Annotated in this window: 12 protein-coding genes and 2 pseudogenes; 10 read left to right on the top strand and 4 right to left on the bottom strand. The window is 67.0% G+C overall.

Going from position 1 to position 15,046, the window contains the following annotated elements:
- Positions 1–251: 251 nt before the first annotated feature.
- On the top strand, positions 252–2,336 hold the full coding sequence (locus IPK69_09955; GenBank protein QQS08312.1) for a M28 family peptidase: 2,085 nt from the start codon (positions 252–254) through the stop codon (positions 2,334–2,336).
- Positions 2,337–2,541: 205 nt separating this feature from the next.
- Here the strand turns inward: IPK69_09955 and IPK69_09950 are convergent, their stop codons facing one another.
- On the bottom strand, positions 2,542–3,042 hold the full coding sequence (locus IPK69_09950; GenBank protein ID QQS08311.1) for a PH domain-containing protein: 501 nt from the start codon (positions 3,040–3,042) through the stop codon (positions 2,542–2,544).
- 205 nt (positions 3,043–3,247) lie between these two features.
- Between IPK69_09950 and IPK69_09945 the strand changes: the two genes are divergently transcribed.
- The 7 genes and pseudogenes from IPK69_09945 (at position 3,248) to IPK69_09915 (ending at position 11,104) form a co-directional block, all read left to right on the top strand.
- On the top strand, positions 3,248–3,655 hold the full coding sequence (locus IPK69_09945) for an antibiotic biosynthesis monooxygenase (protein QQS08310.1): 408 nt from the start codon (positions 3,248–3,250) through the stop codon (positions 3,653–3,655).
- A 70-nt stretch (positions 3,656–3,725) separates the two neighbouring features.
- Positions 3,726–4,712: pseudogene (locus tag IPK69_09940) on the top strand (hypothetical protein).
- Between the two features lie 60 nt (positions 4,713–4,772).
- Positions 4,773–5,561 (top strand): citryl-CoA lyase, encoded by a 789-nt coding sequence (locus tag IPK69_09935; protein ID QQS10463.1) that lies wholly within the window; start codon positions 4,773–4,775, stop codon positions 5,559–5,561.
- 207 nt (positions 5,562–5,768) lie between these two features.
- Positions 5,769–6,359 carry an HDIG domain-containing protein gene (locus IPK69_09930; GenBank protein ID QQS08309.1) on the top strand — a complete coding sequence of 197 codons (591 nt, stop codon included), beginning with the start codon at positions 5,769–5,771 and terminating at the stop codon, positions 6,357–6,359.
- Positions 6,360–7,712 (top strand): tryptophanase, encoded by a 1,353-nt coding sequence (locus tag IPK69_09925; protein QQS08308.1) that lies wholly within the window; start codon positions 6,360–6,362, stop codon positions 7,710–7,712. It abuts the gene before it with no gap.
- 122 nt (positions 7,713–7,834) lie between these two features.
- Positions 7,835–9,898 carry a homoaconitase gene (gene lysF, locus IPK69_09920; GenBank protein QQS08307.1) on the top strand — a complete coding sequence of 688 codons (2,064 nt, stop codon included), beginning with the start codon at positions 7,835–7,837 and terminating at the stop codon, positions 9,896–9,898.
- A gap of 309 nt (positions 9,899–10,207) precedes the next feature.
- A complete protein-coding gene (locus tag IPK69_09915) occupies positions 10,208–11,104 on the top strand; it encodes a hypothetical protein (GenBank protein QQS08306.1) in 897 nt (298 codons plus the stop codon).
- Between the two features lie 11 nt (positions 11,105–11,115).
- Here the strand turns inward: IPK69_09915 and IPK69_09910 are convergent, their stop codons facing one another.
- On the bottom strand, positions 11,116–11,616 hold the full coding sequence (locus IPK69_09910; protein ID QQS08305.1) for a hypothetical protein: 501 nt from the start codon (positions 11,614–11,616) through the stop codon (positions 11,116–11,118).
- Here IPK69_09910 and IPK69_09905 point away from each other — a divergent pair.
- The gene (locus tag IPK69_09905) at positions 11,615–12,355 is read left to right on the top strand and encodes a fibronectin type III domain-containing protein (GenBank protein ID QQS08304.1); all 741 of its coding nucleotides are present in this window, start codon (positions 11,615–11,617) and stop codon (positions 12,353–12,355) included. The genes IPK69_09910 and IPK69_09905 overlap by 2 nt on opposite strands.
- Positions 12,356–12,456: 101 nt before the next feature.
- Here IPK69_09905 and IPK69_09900 read toward each other — a convergent pair whose 3' ends face one another.
- On the bottom strand, positions 12,457–13,041 hold the full coding sequence (locus IPK69_09900) for an N-acetyltransferase (GenBank protein QQS10462.1): 585 nt from the start codon (positions 13,039–13,041) through the stop codon (positions 12,457–12,459).
- A gap of 33 nt (positions 13,042–13,074) precedes the next feature.
- A pseudogene (locus tag IPK69_09895) lies at positions 13,075–13,458 on the bottom strand (VOC family protein).
- A gap of 239 nt (positions 13,459–13,697) precedes the next feature.
- On the opposite strand from IPK69_09895, the gene IPK69_09890 reads away from it, so the two are divergent.
- Entirely contained in the window at positions 13,698–14,897 is a 1,200-nt protein-coding gene (locus tag IPK69_09890) for an isocitrate/isopropylmalate dehydrogenase family protein (GenBank protein QQS08303.1), read from the top strand.
- The last annotated feature ends 149 nt before the right edge of the window (positions 14,898–15,046 follow it).

Here is a 15,046-nt window from a genome sequence, read left to right as displayed (position 1 = left end):
ATCTCGCTCCCGCCGGCTCCCTCGGCACGCCCGCCGGAACCGGTCTCGCGATAGGGTCATTCATCGTAGCGCAACAGCCTCCACGCGCCCTCTTGAAACACTCCTAAACTCCTGCCGTAGACCGCTCGTTCCAAGGCCAATCTCCAGCGAGATCCGCCCGAAACGAGTCCAACGGCGTCCTGGCCGGGAACGCCGCGCCCGGGCATATCAGGACCATACGACGAGACCCCAAAACCATGAATCACCGCACCATGAATCACCGCACGACACTCGACCTGCTCGTCCGCGCCTCGCTCGCCGCGATCGTGCTCTCGCCGCTCGCCCTCGCCCAGACCGCCACGCACGTGGCCGATGGCGAGAACGCCCACGCCGCGGCCGATCCAAGCGTCAATCCGCACGCCTCCCCCACCGCCGCCCCGCGCTTCCCCGCCGCCGATGCCGAGACCCTCGCCGCCGACACGCTCACCTTCCGCCAGCACGACACGACGCTCTCGAGCGCGTACTTCGAGGGCCGCGCCCCCGGCACCCAGGGCAACCGCCGGGCCGCCGACTACGTCGAGTTCGAGTTCCGCTCCTTGGGCCTCGAGCCCGCCTTCCCCGACACCAATCCCGACGAGCCGCCCGCCGACTGGTACGCCCACAAGGGCACGACCTACCGCCAGCCCTTCGAGGCCCCACCCTCGCGCCGCCCCGGCGATTCCTTCAAGGTCACGACGCAATCGCTCTCGTTCCCCTTGCCCAGCGTCGAGGTCGCGGCTCCGGTCCACACCGTCCTGACTCCCGGCACCGACTTCGCCGTGCTGGGTGACTCCGGCTCGGGGAACCTCACCGCCCAGGTTGTCTTCGCCGGCTACTCGATCGACGACCCCGACCGCCCCTACACCAACTTCCCCGACGGGCACGCGGACCTCTCGGGCAAGATCGCCCTGCTGCTTCGCTTTGAGCCGATGGACTCGCGCGGGCGCAGCCGCTGGACCACGACCGGGTGGTCTCCCTCGTCGTCGCTGGCGATGAAGTTCGACAACCTCGTCCGCCGCGGCGCCTCGGGGATCATCCTCGTCAACCCGCCCGGGGCCGACGACCCGCGTGCCAACTCCATCGACGGCCTGAGCAATCCGGGAGGCGGCGGCAAAGACGTGCCCATGGTCCTCATGTCCACCGAGGCCGGCGACCGACTCGTCAAGGCCCTCGACAAGGAACACCGCTCCCTCGCCGACTTCCGCGCCCTGGCCGACAACCTCGACTCGCCCTGCGGCCTCATCCCCCTCTCCGACACGGCCCACGCCACGCTCGCCGTCTCCGTCGAGCGCGTCCCGCTCATGACCGACAACGTCGGCGCTCTCCTCCGCGGGCACGGCGACCTGGCGAAGGAACTCGTCGTCATCGGCGCCCACTACGACCACGTCGGCTACGGCTACTTCGGCTCGCGCGGGCCCGACGACGTCGGCAAACTCCACCCCGGTGCCGACGACAACGCCTCGGGGACCAGCGGCCTGCTCATCCTCGCGCGCAAACTCGCCGCCGACTACGCGGCGATGCAACCCGGTGAGGAGGGAGGGGGGGCGCGTTCGATTCTCTTCCTTGCCTTCTCCGCCGAGGAGTCCGGCCTCGTCGGCTCGCGGTTCTATTGCAAGAACCCGATCGCGCCCTTCGCCGACCACACCCTCATGATCAACCTCGACATGATCGGCCGCCTCAGGGACGGCAAGGTCGAACTCCAGGGGTGCGACACCGCCGACGGCCTTCGCGAGATGGTCGATCCTTATGCCACGACCTCCGGCCTCACCATCGCCTTCAAGAAGGGGGGGAGCGGCCCCAGCGACCACGCCTCCTTCTATGCCAAGAAGATCCCCGTCCTCTTCCCCTTCACGGGCCTCCATCGCGAGTACCACTCGCCGCGCGACACCTTCGACCTCATCAACAGCGAGGGCGCGGCCCAACTCGTGGACTTCGTCTACCGCGTCGCCCTCGAGGCCTCGACGAGAACACAGCGCCTCGTGTTTCATGACGCCGGCGGCAGTGACAGCCCCGGCCCCGTCCGCACCGGCGGAGGAGTCCGCTTCGGCATCTCGCCCGGTGATTACAGCGGCTCCGAGCCGGGCGTCCTCGTCGGCGACGTCTTCCCCAACACCCCGGCGGCGAAGGCCGGCGTCAAGCAGGACGACCTCATCGTCGAGTGGGACGGAAACAAACTCACCGACGTCGAGAACTGGATGCCCTACTTCAGCAAGGCCAAGCCCGGCGACAAGGTCACGATCGTCGTCCTCCGCGGCAAGGACCGCAAGGAACGCGTCACGATGGAGGTCACGCTCGAGGCGCGGGGCGGCGCCCGCTAAGAGCGGGCGAGGCAAAGGGCATCGGGCATCGGGCACTCGGGAAGAGGCCAAAGCCCACGAGCCCTTGCCCTTGTTGACCCGCCTTTCTTCAGGCGGGTGGCATGGAGCGGGCACTTCGCCCGCCCCACGATGGGGCGCTCAACTTTGGCGAAGCAATCGTCCATGGCAGCCATCGTCTCGGGCGCCCGACGGGCTGGTCTCGTCCTCAGCCGCGGTCGCGCAGCAGGGCCGCGATCTCGTCGAGGCGGGAGGCGATGCGTTCGAGGACCGCGGCGTGATCGGGGTGGGGGGCGGGGGGAAGGTCGGTCGCCGACGTTTCGGGGACGGCTCGTGTCTGTGCCCCCCCTCCTCCCCCCTGCACCCGCAGCGCCTCGCGGGCCTCGAGGATGCGCTGACGGAAGACGTGGGCGTCGATGATCCCCGTCAGTTGCATGTCGGCGGCCAGCCCCGCGCTGTGGCCGGCGGTCTCGAACTTGAGGGTCGTCAGGTTGAACTTCCGGAGGATCGGACCCTCGATGAACGTGACGTCCTGGATGTTCTCGAGCGGGATGGTCTTCTCGACCTGGACGAGGACGCCCTTGCGGAAGCGGAGCGTCCTGGCGTCGACCTCGCACCTGAGTTTGTGGTAGTAGTGGTCGGCCCACCAGGAGCCCACGCCGAAGAACCACACGATCGCGAGCGGGATCCCCACGATCGTCGCGGCCATGGCCAGCCCGTAGGTGACGACGAGGTAGGGCTTGTAGAGCGGGTTGAACGAGGCGGTGAGGACGGGCGTGGGGGGCGGGGAGGGGGGCGGGGAGGGGGGCGGGGAGGGGGGCGGGGAGGGGGGCGGGGAGGGGGGGTGGTCATGCCCGGGATAGTACCGAACGTGCCGGGGTGTGGTAGACTGACCCATTGGCAGGGACTTCTCCATGAGCCATCACCACCATCACCACCATCACGGCCACAACGACCATGATGAGCACACCGGCACGCCCGGGGATCGGTGTGCCGGTTCGGCCGCCGGGGCGGGAGGGATGGAGTTGCACCTTCGGATCCGCGTGGAGACGGGGCGGCGAGAGGAGTTTCTGGCGTTCCTCCGCGAGGCGACGGTGTACTACGAGTCGCCGGGCGGGATCGCCATCCGACTCCTGGAGGACGAGCGCGACGACCACCGGTTCATCGAGGTCGTGGCGTACGAGAACCGCGAGGCGTATGAGCGCGATCGGGAGCGCGTGGAGCGGGACCCGGTGATGCGTGGGTATCTGGAGCGGTGGCGGGCGCTCCTGGCCGAGGGGCCCGTGGTGGAGGTGTATGGCGTGCGGGAGGGCCGGGGGTGACGCCCGCCGGGGAAAATCGATCTCAAGGGCGCGGGGGCACTGGCGAATTTCGGCACCCTACGCTCACGGCATGAGCGTCTTGATCGACCGGGAGAAGCGAGTGATTGTGCAGGGGATCACGGGGCGCGAGGGGCAGGCGCGGACGCGGCTGATGCTGGACTATGGCACGCGCGTCGTCGGCGGGGTCACGCCGGGCAAGGGCGGGACCGAGGTCCTGGGGCTGCCGGTGTTCTCGTCGTGCGCCGAGGCGGTGGCGGGGCTGCGGGGGAGAGACGAAGAGAAGAAGAGACGGAGTTCCGGAGTTCAAGGCAGAAGGGCGAACGCGGTCGCAGGTGAGTGTCCTGTGGATGTGTCGGTGTTGTTTGTGCCGGCGCTGGCGATGAAGGAGGCGGCGCTCGACGCGATTCGTGCGGGGATCAAGTTGCTGGTGCTGGTGGCGGATCGTGTGCCGGTGTGGGACGCGATGGAGATCGCGGCGGCGGCGGAGGAGCACGGGGCGAGTTTTCTGGGGCCGAACACGCTGGGCGTCGCGGCGCCGGGCGAGGCCGTGCTGGGGATGATCGGCGGGCGGGCGGAGAGTGCGCGGGAGTGGTTCAAGCCGCCGCTGCCCGGGAAGGGCGGGACGGGGGGCGGATCGGGAGGGGGGACCGGTGTCGGTATCGTGTCGCGGTCGGGGGGGATGTCGTCGAGCACGGCGTATTACCTCGGGCAGGCGGGCGTGCGGATCAGCGGGATCGTGCATGTTGGTGGCGATGCGGTGCTGGGGCTGCGCATTCCCGACGTTGCGCGGCTGTATCAGGCGGACCCCAAGACCGACGCGATCGTGGTCTTTGGCGAGATCGGCGGGAGCCAGGAGGAGGAACTCGCGGAGATGGCGCGGCGCGGCGAGATCACCAAGCCGATCGTCGCGTATATCGGCGGAAAGGCCGCGACGAGCGGGACGCGGTTCAGCCATGCGGGGGCGATCATCGAGGGGAACCGCGGGACGCACGCGGGGAAGGTGAAAGCGCTGCGCGAGGCCGGGGCGGTGGTGGTCGAGAGTTTCGGTGAGTTGCCCGGGGCGGTGGTGGAGCGGCTGCGGAAGAGTGGCAAAGACGGTGGGCCGAGCGCGAGCCTGATGACCGAGGCGGAGAGGAGGGCGGTATGGACGACGGCGGTGACGCGGATCCGGCCGAACTCGGTGGCGGTGCGCGGGCACGACATCGCGGGGCTGATGGGGAAGGTGAGTTTCGGGGCGGCGGTGTACTTGATTTTGACCGGGGAGTTGCCCAATGAACGCATCGGTCGACTGATGGACGCGATCCTCGTGAGCAGTATTGATCACGGGGCGACGCCGCCGAGCGCGCTGGCAGCGCGGACGGTGGCGAGCACGGGGGCGACGCTGAGCGCGAGCGTGGCGGCGGGGATCATGTCGATCAATCGGCACCACGGCGGGGCGATCGAGGACGCGGCGCGGTTCCTGGGCGGGCTGATCGAACGGGGGGCGAACGAAGGAAAGACGCTCGACGATCTCGCGGTGGAGGACGTCTCGCGGATCAAGGCGACGGGAGCGCGGGTGAGCGGATTCGGGCATCGCATCCACACGAAGGATCCGCGGACAGCGCGGCTGTTCGCGCTCGCGGCGGAGGCTGGTCTGCGCGACGATGGGCTGACGCACGTGGCGGCGGCGCGGGCGGTGGAGCGGGCGTTCGCGGCGCTCGGGAAACCGCTGCCGATCAACGTGGATGGGGCGCTGGGGGCGATCCTCGCGGATCTTGGGTTGGATCCCAAGGTGTTCAACGGGATCTTCATGGCGGCCCGCGTGCCCGGGCTAGTGGCGCATGTGGTGGAGGAGCAGACGCGGGAGAGGCCGATGCGGCGGATCGATCCGGTGAACCACGCGTACGACGGGCCGAGCGGGGAATGAGATGTGTCATCTATGGAGAGGGGTGTTTTGTAAGGGAAGGAGACACAGGCGGGACGCCTGTGCCACGAGGAGAGGAAGACACAGAAGATGCAGGAGAGCCGCAGTTGCCTTATGAGCGAGTAGAACATGTAGGGGCAGGCGGGCCGCCTGCCCCACGAGGATTGGTAGATGTGATGCGGCACGTCGGTTCTATCTGAGGAGAGAGTTATGAGGCACAGCGTTTCGACGATCTCGGAGTTGTTCCCGAATCTCATGGACATCAAGGACGCGGGCCTTCGCGAGAAGGTCGCGGCGGTGTGGGGGGAGGCGCTGAGCGTCGGGTGCGGCGGGAAGGGGTGGACCTTCGACGAGATCCGGGCGATTCCGTTCACGCTGCTGGCGGGGAAGATCGACCTGCGGTTTGTGGAGCACCTCAACTCGTGCTGCAAGCAGTGCATCGCGATCGCGGGCGTCCTGAAGGAGGTCTTCGGCTCGCGAATCCCCGTGAATCTCGACGTGCTGATCGCGGGGAGCCTGCTCGCGGATGTCGGGAAGATGCTGGAGTTCGACAAGGACGCGAGCGGGAAGGTCGTCAAGGGGCACTTCGGCGACATGCTGCGGCATCCGTTCAGCGGCGTGGCGCTCTGCTACAAGCACGGCATCCCGGCGGAGGTCATGCACATGGTCGCGACGCACAGCCATGAAGGGGACAAGGTGGAGCGGACGATCGAGAGTTGGATCTTCCATCACGCGGACTTTGTGGACTTTGATATCGCGAAGGTGCTGGGGAAGAAGGCCGCGAGCGAGGGGGGAAAGTAAGTGCGCACGATCATCGAGCCGTTCCGCGTGAAGTCGGTGGAGCCGATCCGGATGTCTTCACGCGAGGAGCGGGAGGAGATTCTTCGGCGGGCGCACTTCAATCCGTTCCTGATCCGGGGGTCGGACGTGATCATCGACCTGCTCACGGACTCTGGCGCGAGCGCGATGAGCAGCGAGCAGTGGGCGGGGATCATGCGTGGCGACGAGTCGTACGCCGGGAGCGAGTCGTTCCACCGCTTGCGCGCGGTGCTCTCGGACCTGACGGGGTTTGAGCAGGTGCTGCCCACGCACCAGGGCCGCGCGAGCGAGCGGATTCTGTTTGAGTTGATCGGCGGGAAGGGGAAGGTGATCCCGAACAACGCGCACTTCGACACGACGCGCGCGAACGCGGAGCACTCGGGAGCGGAGGCCGTCAACCTGCCGATTCCCGAGGCGAAGGACCCGAAGAATCGCCATCCGTTCAAGGGGAATATGGATGTGAGGGCGCTCGAGGCGCTCATCGAGCGTGTCGGGCGCGAGAACATTCCCGTCGTGATGATGACCGTGACGAACAACACGTGCGGCGGGCAGCCGGTGAGCCTGGAGAACATGCGTGAGGTTCGGCGCGTGTGCGATCGGCACCGATTGCCGTTCTTTCTGGATGCGTGCCGATTCGCGGAGAACGCGTGGTTCATCAGGCAGCGTGAGGAGTCGTGCCGGGGGATGACCGCCAGGCAGATCTCGCGGGAGATGTTCGATCTCGCCGACGGCGCGACGATCTCGGCGAAGAAGGACGGGCTGGTGAACATCGGCGGGCTGCTGCTCATCCGCGAGCCGGGCCTCTTCCAGCGCGCGTGCAACCTGCTCATTCTCACCGAAGGGTTCGTGACGTATGGCGGGCTGGCGGGGCGCGACCTCGAGGCGATGGCGCAGGGGTTCATCGAGGTGATGGACGAGGGATATCTGGCGTATCGCATCCGCAGCGCGGAGTATCTGGGCGAGCGGCTGCTGACGGCCGGCATCCAGATCATCGAGCCCCCAGGCGGGCACGCGATCTACATCGACGCGTCGAGTTTCGCGCCGCATATTCCACGGGCGCAGTTCCCCGGGCAGGCGCTGGTGTGCGGGCTGTATCGCCTCGGCGGGATCCGCAGTTGCGAGATCGGGAGCGTGATGGCGGGGCCGAGCCGGACGCCGGACATGGAACTGGTGCGGCTGGCCTTGCCGCGGCGGGCGTACACGCAGAGCCACTTTGATTATGTGGCCGAGGCGTGCGTGGAGTTGCACGAGCGGCGGTCGGAGTTGAAGGGGCTGAGGATTGTCGAGGCGCCCGAGGTGCTTCGGCACTTCACGGCGAAGTTTGTCGAGGTGTGAAGCGGCACGCGATCGAATGTTCGGTGTGGGGTTGGAGAGACTGGGTAGACACAGGCGGGACGCCTGTGCCATGAGATCTGGTCGGTCGCGGCGTGTGCCGCTCATGAGAGAAGGAGTGCCCCATGGCATCGGGACTGACACTCGTGGAGAAGTTGGCGACGCGGCACGCCGAGGGCGTCGCGACGGGTGCGTTTGTTCGCAGCGGCGACTTCGTGCTCATTCGCCCGCGTCACATCATGACCCACGACAACACGGGGGCGGTGATCCCGAAGTTCAAGGAGATCTTCAAGGCCGCGGGGAAGTCGCCGAGGATCCATGACTCGCACCAGCCGGTGTTCGCGATCGATCACGACATCCAGAACGTGACGCCGGAGAACCTGGGGAAGTATGCGAAGATCGAATCGTTCGCGAACGAGCATGGCATCGACTTCTATCCGGCGGGCACGGGGATCAGCCACCAGGTGATGGTCGAGCAGGGGTATGTGCGGCCCGGGACGATGGTCGTGGGGAGCGACAGCCACTCGAACCTGTATGGGGCGCTGTGCTGCCTGGGGACTCCGGTTGTACGAACCGATGCGGCGAGTTTGTGGGCAATCGGGACGACGTGGTGGCAGGTGCCGCCGGTGGCGCGGGTGTGGCTGAAAGGGCGACTCGCGCCGGGCGTCGTGGGGAAGGACGTGATCGTCGCGCTCTGCGGCGTCTTCAATCAGGACGAGGTGCTGAACCATGCCGTGGAGTTCGTTGGCGAGGGCGTCACGGGCCTGAGCATCGACCAACGGATGAGCATCTCGAACATGACGACCGAGTGGGGGGCGCTGGCGGGCGTCTTTCCGTTCGATGAGACGCTGCGGGATTATCTCATGGAGCGGGCAGCGTATTTCGCGGGAGGGGGGGCCGGAAAGCGCCCCGGCGTGCGGCGTGAAGGGTCGCGGAGCGGATACACGAAGAGCGACGTTGAGGCGATGTGGAGCGATCGGGCGTGGATGGCGGCCGATGCGGATGCAAAGTATGCCGTGGATCTGGAGATCGATCTCTCGACCATCTCGCCGACGGTCTGCGGGCCCAACAGCGTGAAGACGATGCACGCGGTGCGCGAACTCGAGGCGAGGCGCGTCCCGATCCAGAAGGCGTGGCTGATGTCGTGCGTGAACGCGCGGTACGAGGATCTCGCCCTCGCGGCGGGGATCGTGCGCGGGCAGAAGGTCGCGCGGGGCGTCGAGTTCTATCTCGCGGCGGCGAGTTCCGACGTGCAGGCTCGGGCGACGCGCGACGGGCACTGGCAGGCGCTCGTCGAGGCGGGAGCGATCGAGTTGCCGCCGGGGTGCGGCACGTGCATCGGGCTTGGGAAGGGGACGATCAAGGCGGGCGAGGTCGGCATCAGCGCGACGAATCGCAACTTCGAGGGTCGCATGGGCGACAAGAGCGGGCAGGTGTATCTCGGGTCGCCGGCCGTCGTCGCGGCGAGCGCCATCGCGGGGTATATCTGTGCGCCCAAGGGCACACCATCCGCGACGTTGCCGCATGGCGATCGAGAGGGACCGGTGTCGAGCGTGGCCGTCTCGACGTCGTCATCCTCCTCCCCCACTACTTCCGCGGCGTCCGGCTCGTCGAGCGAGACCATCCCCGGTTTCCCGGCGCGGGTGAAGGGGCGGGCGTGGTTCCTGGATCACGACAACCTGAACACCGACGGCATCTACGCCGGCAAGCACACGTACAACGACGCGCTCACGAGGGAGCAGATGGCGCAGGTGATCTTCGAGAACTACGACGCCGACTTCCGCACGCGGGCGCGGGCCGGCGACGTGGTGATCGGCGGGCTGAACTTCGGGACCGGCTCGTCGCGTGAGCAGGCGGCGACGGCCCTCAAGCACTTCGGGATTCCCTGCGTGATCGCCGCGAGTTTCAGCGAGACGTACAAGCGCAACGCCTTCAACAACGGGTTCGTGGTGTTTGAGTGCCCGGCGCTGGTGGAGCACCTGCGGCTGGGCGCGAGCGGGACGGCTCGGACGATCGATGCGGGGGAGATCGAGATCGACTTCGGCAAGGGCGTGCTGAGGCTGACGCCGACGGGGGGGGCGGGGGGGGCGGAGACGTTTGCGTTCACGGCGCTCAGCCGCGTGGCCCAGGAGTTGGTGGTGGCGGGCGGGGCGGAGGCGATGGTGGCGGCGCGGTTGCGAGAGGTCTGATACGAGTGCTCGCCGGGTGACGGGGGTGCCGTGGAACGAGCGGTCCTCACGGATGGCGGCCCTGCCCCACGATTGGACGCTCGGTTATGGAAGGCAATCGAAGCCCGAGGCGATGGCCCAGTGCCGCCATCGTCTCGGTGCACCCGGCATGTGGTGCTGCGACGGGGGTAACGGATGGCATCGTGCCGGATGAATACTTCATCCCTCGATGCACGCTACCCCTTACAATTCTGTTGCTGGAGACCCCCGATGACATGCACGCAGCCGGAGCACGAGACACCAGAGGCCGTTGATCCTCCCATGATCGTTTTGGATGCAATCGCGATCGGTGAAGGCCGAAGACTCATATGCAAAGCAGACGTCAATATCGAACCGATCGTGCTCGGTGAGGATTGGTACGGCGGAACATGCCCGTTCAACGGCTATTGGTACATCGGGAGCAGTAGCCGTGAAAATCCGAGAACCTTCCAAACCAACTACACGGGCAGGGAGTCCCGCGAACGATCGTCGTCCGGCATGGAGATCTGCGATGGGCACCGGATCATCTGGACGGGCAGCAGGCGCGACATGCCTACGGATAGCCCCATCGGACAAGAGGTCTACTACTTTGATTCGCCCAACACGAGGTTCAGGGGACTCGTTCGACGACAGGTCAGCTGCACATACGACGGCCTCGAGATAGTGGGCTTGACCGAGGTCGCCAACGAACTGATCGAACTGCTGGCCGAGGTTCACGCGAGCCCACGTGTCATGCTCGATGCGCACCTACGCCGCCGGGTGTGGAAGGACAAGCCGATTGCATCGCCCGGGCTTTGCGGAATCGTCGCGGGCGTGCTGCAACGCTTCACGCCGTGGCCATATCCGTTCGCGATGCGGACCGCCGCCGAACGGCAGTTAAACACCCATGAGGTACAGGACGCTGTCGTCAGACTCTTCGACCGACTGATGGACGCCCCACCGATAACGAGACCACCGGACTACGCCGGCCAGTTCCTCGCGCTCGTGGCCCAACGCCGGGCGCCGCTCACCACGTGGCAGGAAGAGTTGTCGGGCGTCTGGGCGTTCAAGATCCGCCTGGGATACCACGACTGGATCGAGGGCAAGATCTGGATGGAACCCGGAGTTCAGGACGACCGGCACGCGGCCTTGACGTTCCATGATCACAACCGTCTTTCAGCGGGAGCCCTCCGTTGTGTGCTGTGGTGAACAGCCAGACACTACGGGCCGCTCGTCACGAGTCGATGGCTCAAAGGGGCCATGTCCCGAGACACCCCCACCTCGATCGCGACGTGTGCCGGTTCGGACATGGCGTGGCCCGAATCGATCGTCGCGCCGGCGGAACCGGGGTGTGCGTCTTTGGAATTGGTCGCTGTTTCGTGAGCATCCGTCAATGATTCGTGCGAATCGGTCATCGATCCTGGCGAATCGGTCGCTGATTCGCGAGTTTCAGTCATTGATCCCAGCGAATCGGTCGCTGATTCCCGCGATTCGGTGGCTGAATCGCCCGGTTTTGGGGCCGTTTCGCCCTGCTCAGGGTCCGTTTCGCGTTGCTCGGGGGCTGAATCGCCCGGTTCATGCGCCGATTCTGCCGATTGTGGACGCGATTTGCGGGGCGGGAACGCGGATTCGGAAGGGCGTGTCGTTTTTTCGGGGGTCGCGGTCGATTTTTCGTGGATCACCGTGAAGTCGGTCGTGGTCTTCGCCGATGCTGCGGGCATGAAGATCCTTCCTTCCGGCCGGGCCGACCTGATCCAGTTCGCACGCGTGCACTTTCCCGTCTGGGCGGACGACCCCGACGGCGTCGGGCTCTCTGTCGCGCGGATCGCCGCGATGCAGGAGGCCCTCGCCGCCGCCGAGGCCGCACAAGAAGAGGCCCGCGCCCTGCGCGAGGCGGCGCAGGCGGCGACGCTCCTGGCGAACTCGGCGATGGCCGCGCTCCGCGAGCAGACGGCGATGGGGATCGCGACGATCAAGACCTTCGCGCGGCTCGCCACGATCGCCGGCGATGTTCCCAATGAGGAAACGGTCTACGCCGCGGCGCGATTGGACGAGCCCCTCGCGCCGCGCACGCTCCCCGCGCCGGGCGTGGTGCGGAATGTCACGCTCACGATCGACACGCAGGGACGCCCGACGGTGCGCTGGAAGTCGCCGCACCCCGCCGACGCCCGCGAGCGGGCCGCGAGCCGCGCGGGGCTGTGGTTCACGATCCAGAAGCGTGCCCCCGGCTCGCGCGACTTCACCGACCTGGCCTCGCTCGGCGGATCGACCGACTCGTACACCGACGCGCCGCTCGCCGCGGGGACGACGTTCTATCGCGTGCGGGCGACGCGCGGCGATCGGGCCGGGCCGTGGTCGCTGGCGGTCCCGGTGCAGTCGGGAGTCGGGGATGGGGGGGGAGTGGCCTCGCACGGCGAGCACGCGGCTCTGTCGAACGCGATCGCCCTCGCGGCGGGGTGAGAGGACGGGGGGCGGATGCTTTCTTACCCGATAGATCGCACCACCCGGTGGCGTGTCCCAGAGCGGCCATCGTCTCGGGGCGCCCGCACCCGGCGAGGACCTCAGCCGAGATCCTTATAAAAGATCACCGTCGCGTGGGGCGTCCTGCCATCGGTGTCGACGGCATAGCGCGGGATCTCGCCGACTCTGGTCCAGCCGACGGCGTGGTAGAGGCGTTCGGCGGGGCCGCCCTTCCTGGCGTCGAGGGTGAGGAGCGTGAAGCCGGCGGCAAGGGACTCGCGTTCGATGGCGTGCATGAGGGCGCGGGCGAGGCCGTGGCCGCGGGCGCTGCGGTGGACGATGAGTTTGCAGACCTCGGCGCGGTGGGGCTGATTCGGGGCCCAGGCGGGGTGGGCCTGGACCGTGGCGATGATCTCGCGCGAGTCTGGATCGCGGGCGGCGAGGAGGATAATGCCGCGCTTGGGGTCGGCGTGTGCGGACGCGAGCGTGGATCGCCACCACGCGAGGGCGCGATCGTGGGAAAGGGGAGAAAGGAAACTGACGGCGGCGCCGGAGTCCACGGCGTCGACGAGGAGCGCGGCGAGGGCGCTCACGTCCTGCTCGGTGATGGCGGCGGGGTCGAGGCGTTCGATGGTGTGGGTGGTGCTCGTTGTCGCGGGCGCGCGTGGTCGATCGGGCGACGGCATTGGAGCAGGCGATGGCGATGACGCTGACCTTGGCGGCTGGATGAGATCGATGAGGTTACCGTAGAGATCCTCGAGGACGACGACGGTGCCGTAGGGCTCATCGCGCGGCTCGCCTTTGAACGTGACGCCGAGGCTCTTCAGGCGCGCGACGTCGTCGCGGCAGTGGTCGGTGTGCATGAAGAGGGCGACGCGGCCGCCGGTCTGATCGCCCACGCGCGCTGATTGGCGGTCATTCGCGGCCCTGGCGAGGAGGAGCGAGGCGCCCGAGTGCGTGCCGGCGCCGACGCGGACCCAACGCTTGCCCTGGCCGAGATCGGTGTCCTCGAGGAGCGTGAGGCCGAGCGTGCGGACATAGAAGTTGATCGCCTCGTCGTAGTCGCGGACGACGATGGTGCACTGGGTGATGGCGGTGATCATGGGTCAAGGGTACACGGGTGGTGTGCGAGCACGCGTATGGATGCGGAGCCGCGGTGATGCCGATTCGTGCGCTGCTCGCGTCACGATGGAGCGTTTCGCCGTTGGGATGAGCCACGCCCTTGAGCCTCCAATCTCGGGTCGGCGTTCGTCGATTCTCCGGCATGCTGATACACTTGTCGCTGTCCATCGTTGTGCCTTACTCGAGGTGCCCAAACTCCCCTTTTCTGGAGATCGACGACATGGCCAAGTTCTCAATCGCGTGGATGCCCGGCGACGGGATCGGCAACGACGTCATGGAGGCGACGCGGATCGTCCTTGACGCGCTCAAACTCGATGCCGAGTACATCCACACCGACATCGGCTGGGAGTTCTGGTGCAAGGAGGGGAACGCGCTTCCCGATCGGTCGATCGAGATCCTCAAGAAGACCACCTGCGGCCTCTTCGGCGCGATCACGAGCAAGCCGCAAGACGAGGCGAAGCAGGAACTCGCGCCGGAACTGAAGGACAAGAAACTGGTCTACTTCAGCCCGATCGTGAAACTCCGCCAGTTGTTCAACCTGCACACGAACATGAGGCCCTGCAAGAGTTACGAGGGCAACCCGCTGAACTATCGCGGGACGGCGATCGCGAATCCTCCGGGCGCGGACGGCAGGGTCAAGGACGTGATGATCGACCAGGTCGTCTTCCGCGAGAACACCGAGGGGTCGTACGGCGGCGTGGAGTTCTTCCCGCTCCCCGAGCCGGTGTACACGGCGCTCTGCGCGAACCCGAAGATGAAGCCGTGGAAGGACAAGGGGCTGGAGAACGTCGCGCTCTCGACGCGCATCGTGAGCGTGCAGGGGTGCACGAACATCTGCCGCCAGGCGTTCGAGTTCGCGAAGAAGACGGGGCGCAAGCGCGTCACGCTGGTCGAGAAGCCCAACGTGCTCCGCGAGACCGGCGGCCTCATGACGCGGGTCTTCAAGAAGATGGCCGAGGAATACAAGAGCGCGGGGATCTGGGCCGACGAGGCGAACATCGACGCGATCTGCATGTGGATGTTCAAGAACCCGCAGGACTACAGCGTCATCGTCGCGGAGAACATGTTCGGCGACATCGTCAGCGACCTGTGCGCGGGGCTGATCGGCGGGCTGGGCTTCGCGCCCTCCGCGAACCTGGGCGACACGTACGCCGTCTTCGAGCCCACGCACGGCAGCGCCCCCAAGTACGCCGGGCAATACAAGGTCAACCCGCACGCGATGCTGCTGACGGCGAAGATGATGCTGGATTGGCTTGGGGACGGCCATGGCGGCGGCGGGGCGAACGAGAAGCAGATGGCCACCCGCCTCGAGGCCGCGATCGCCCGCGTGATCAAGGAGGGGAAGGTCAAGACCTACGACATGGGCGGGAAGAACACCACGATCGAGGTGGCGAAGGAAGTGGCGCGGTACGTGGGCTGATCTCGATCACCCGCGATCAGCGACATCACCAGTGAGGTTCCCCCATGACCAAAGTCCGCGTCGCCAGCTTCTCCATCGCCCTCGTCGGCCTCGGAACCGAGCCGAAATCAGCGCCCTGACTATTCGCTTTGCGGTGGCGGACTCGCGAC

This window comes from Phycisphaerales bacterium, from assembly GCA_016699835.1.
In the GTDB taxonomy this organism is placed as follows: domain Bacteria; phylum Planctomycetota; class Phycisphaerae; order Phycisphaerales; family UBA1924.
This window is presented reverse-complemented; position numbering and strand designations above follow the sequence as displayed.

What these genes read in the sequence shown, in the direction of transcription:
- IPK69_09955 (QQS08312.1), top strand. Translation starts at nt 252, where the DNA reads ATGAATCACCGCACGACACTCGACCTGCTCGTCCGCGCCTCGCTCGCC.
- IPK69_09950 (QQS08311.1), bottom strand. Translation starts at nt 3,042, where the DNA reads ATGGCCGCGACGATCGTGGGGATCCCGCTCGCGATCGTGTGGTTCTTC.
- IPK69_09945 (QQS08310.1), top strand. Translation starts at nt 3,248, where the DNA reads ATGAGCCATCACCACCATCACCACCATCACGGCCACAACGACCATGAT.
- IPK69_09935 (QQS10463.1), top strand. Translation starts at nt 4,773, where the DNA reads ATGACCGAGGCGGAGAGGAGGGCGGTATGGACGACGGCGGTGACGCGG.
- IPK69_09930 (QQS08309.1), top strand. Translation starts at nt 5,769, where the DNA reads ATGAGGCACAGCGTTTCGACGATCTCGGAGTTGTTCCCGAATCTCATG.
- lysF (QQS08307.1), top strand. Translation starts at nt 7,835, where the DNA reads ATGGCATCGGGACTGACACTCGTGGAGAAGTTGGCGACGCGGCACGCC.
- IPK69_09905 (QQS08304.1), top strand. Translation starts at nt 11,615, where the DNA reads ATGAAGATCCTTCCTTCCGGCCGGGCCGACCTGATCCAGTTCGCACGC.
- IPK69_09910 (QQS08305.1), bottom strand. Translation starts at nt 11,616, where the DNA reads ATGCCCGCAGCATCGGCGAAGACCACGACCGACTTCACGGTGATCCAC.
- IPK69_09900 (QQS10462.1), bottom strand. Translation starts at nt 13,041, where the DNA reads ATGCCGTCGCCCGATCGACCACGCGCGCCCGCGACAACGAGCACCACC.
- IPK69_09890 (QQS08303.1), top strand. Translation starts at nt 13,698, where the DNA reads ATGGCCAAGTTCTCAATCGCGTGGATGCCCGGCGACGGGATCGGCAAC.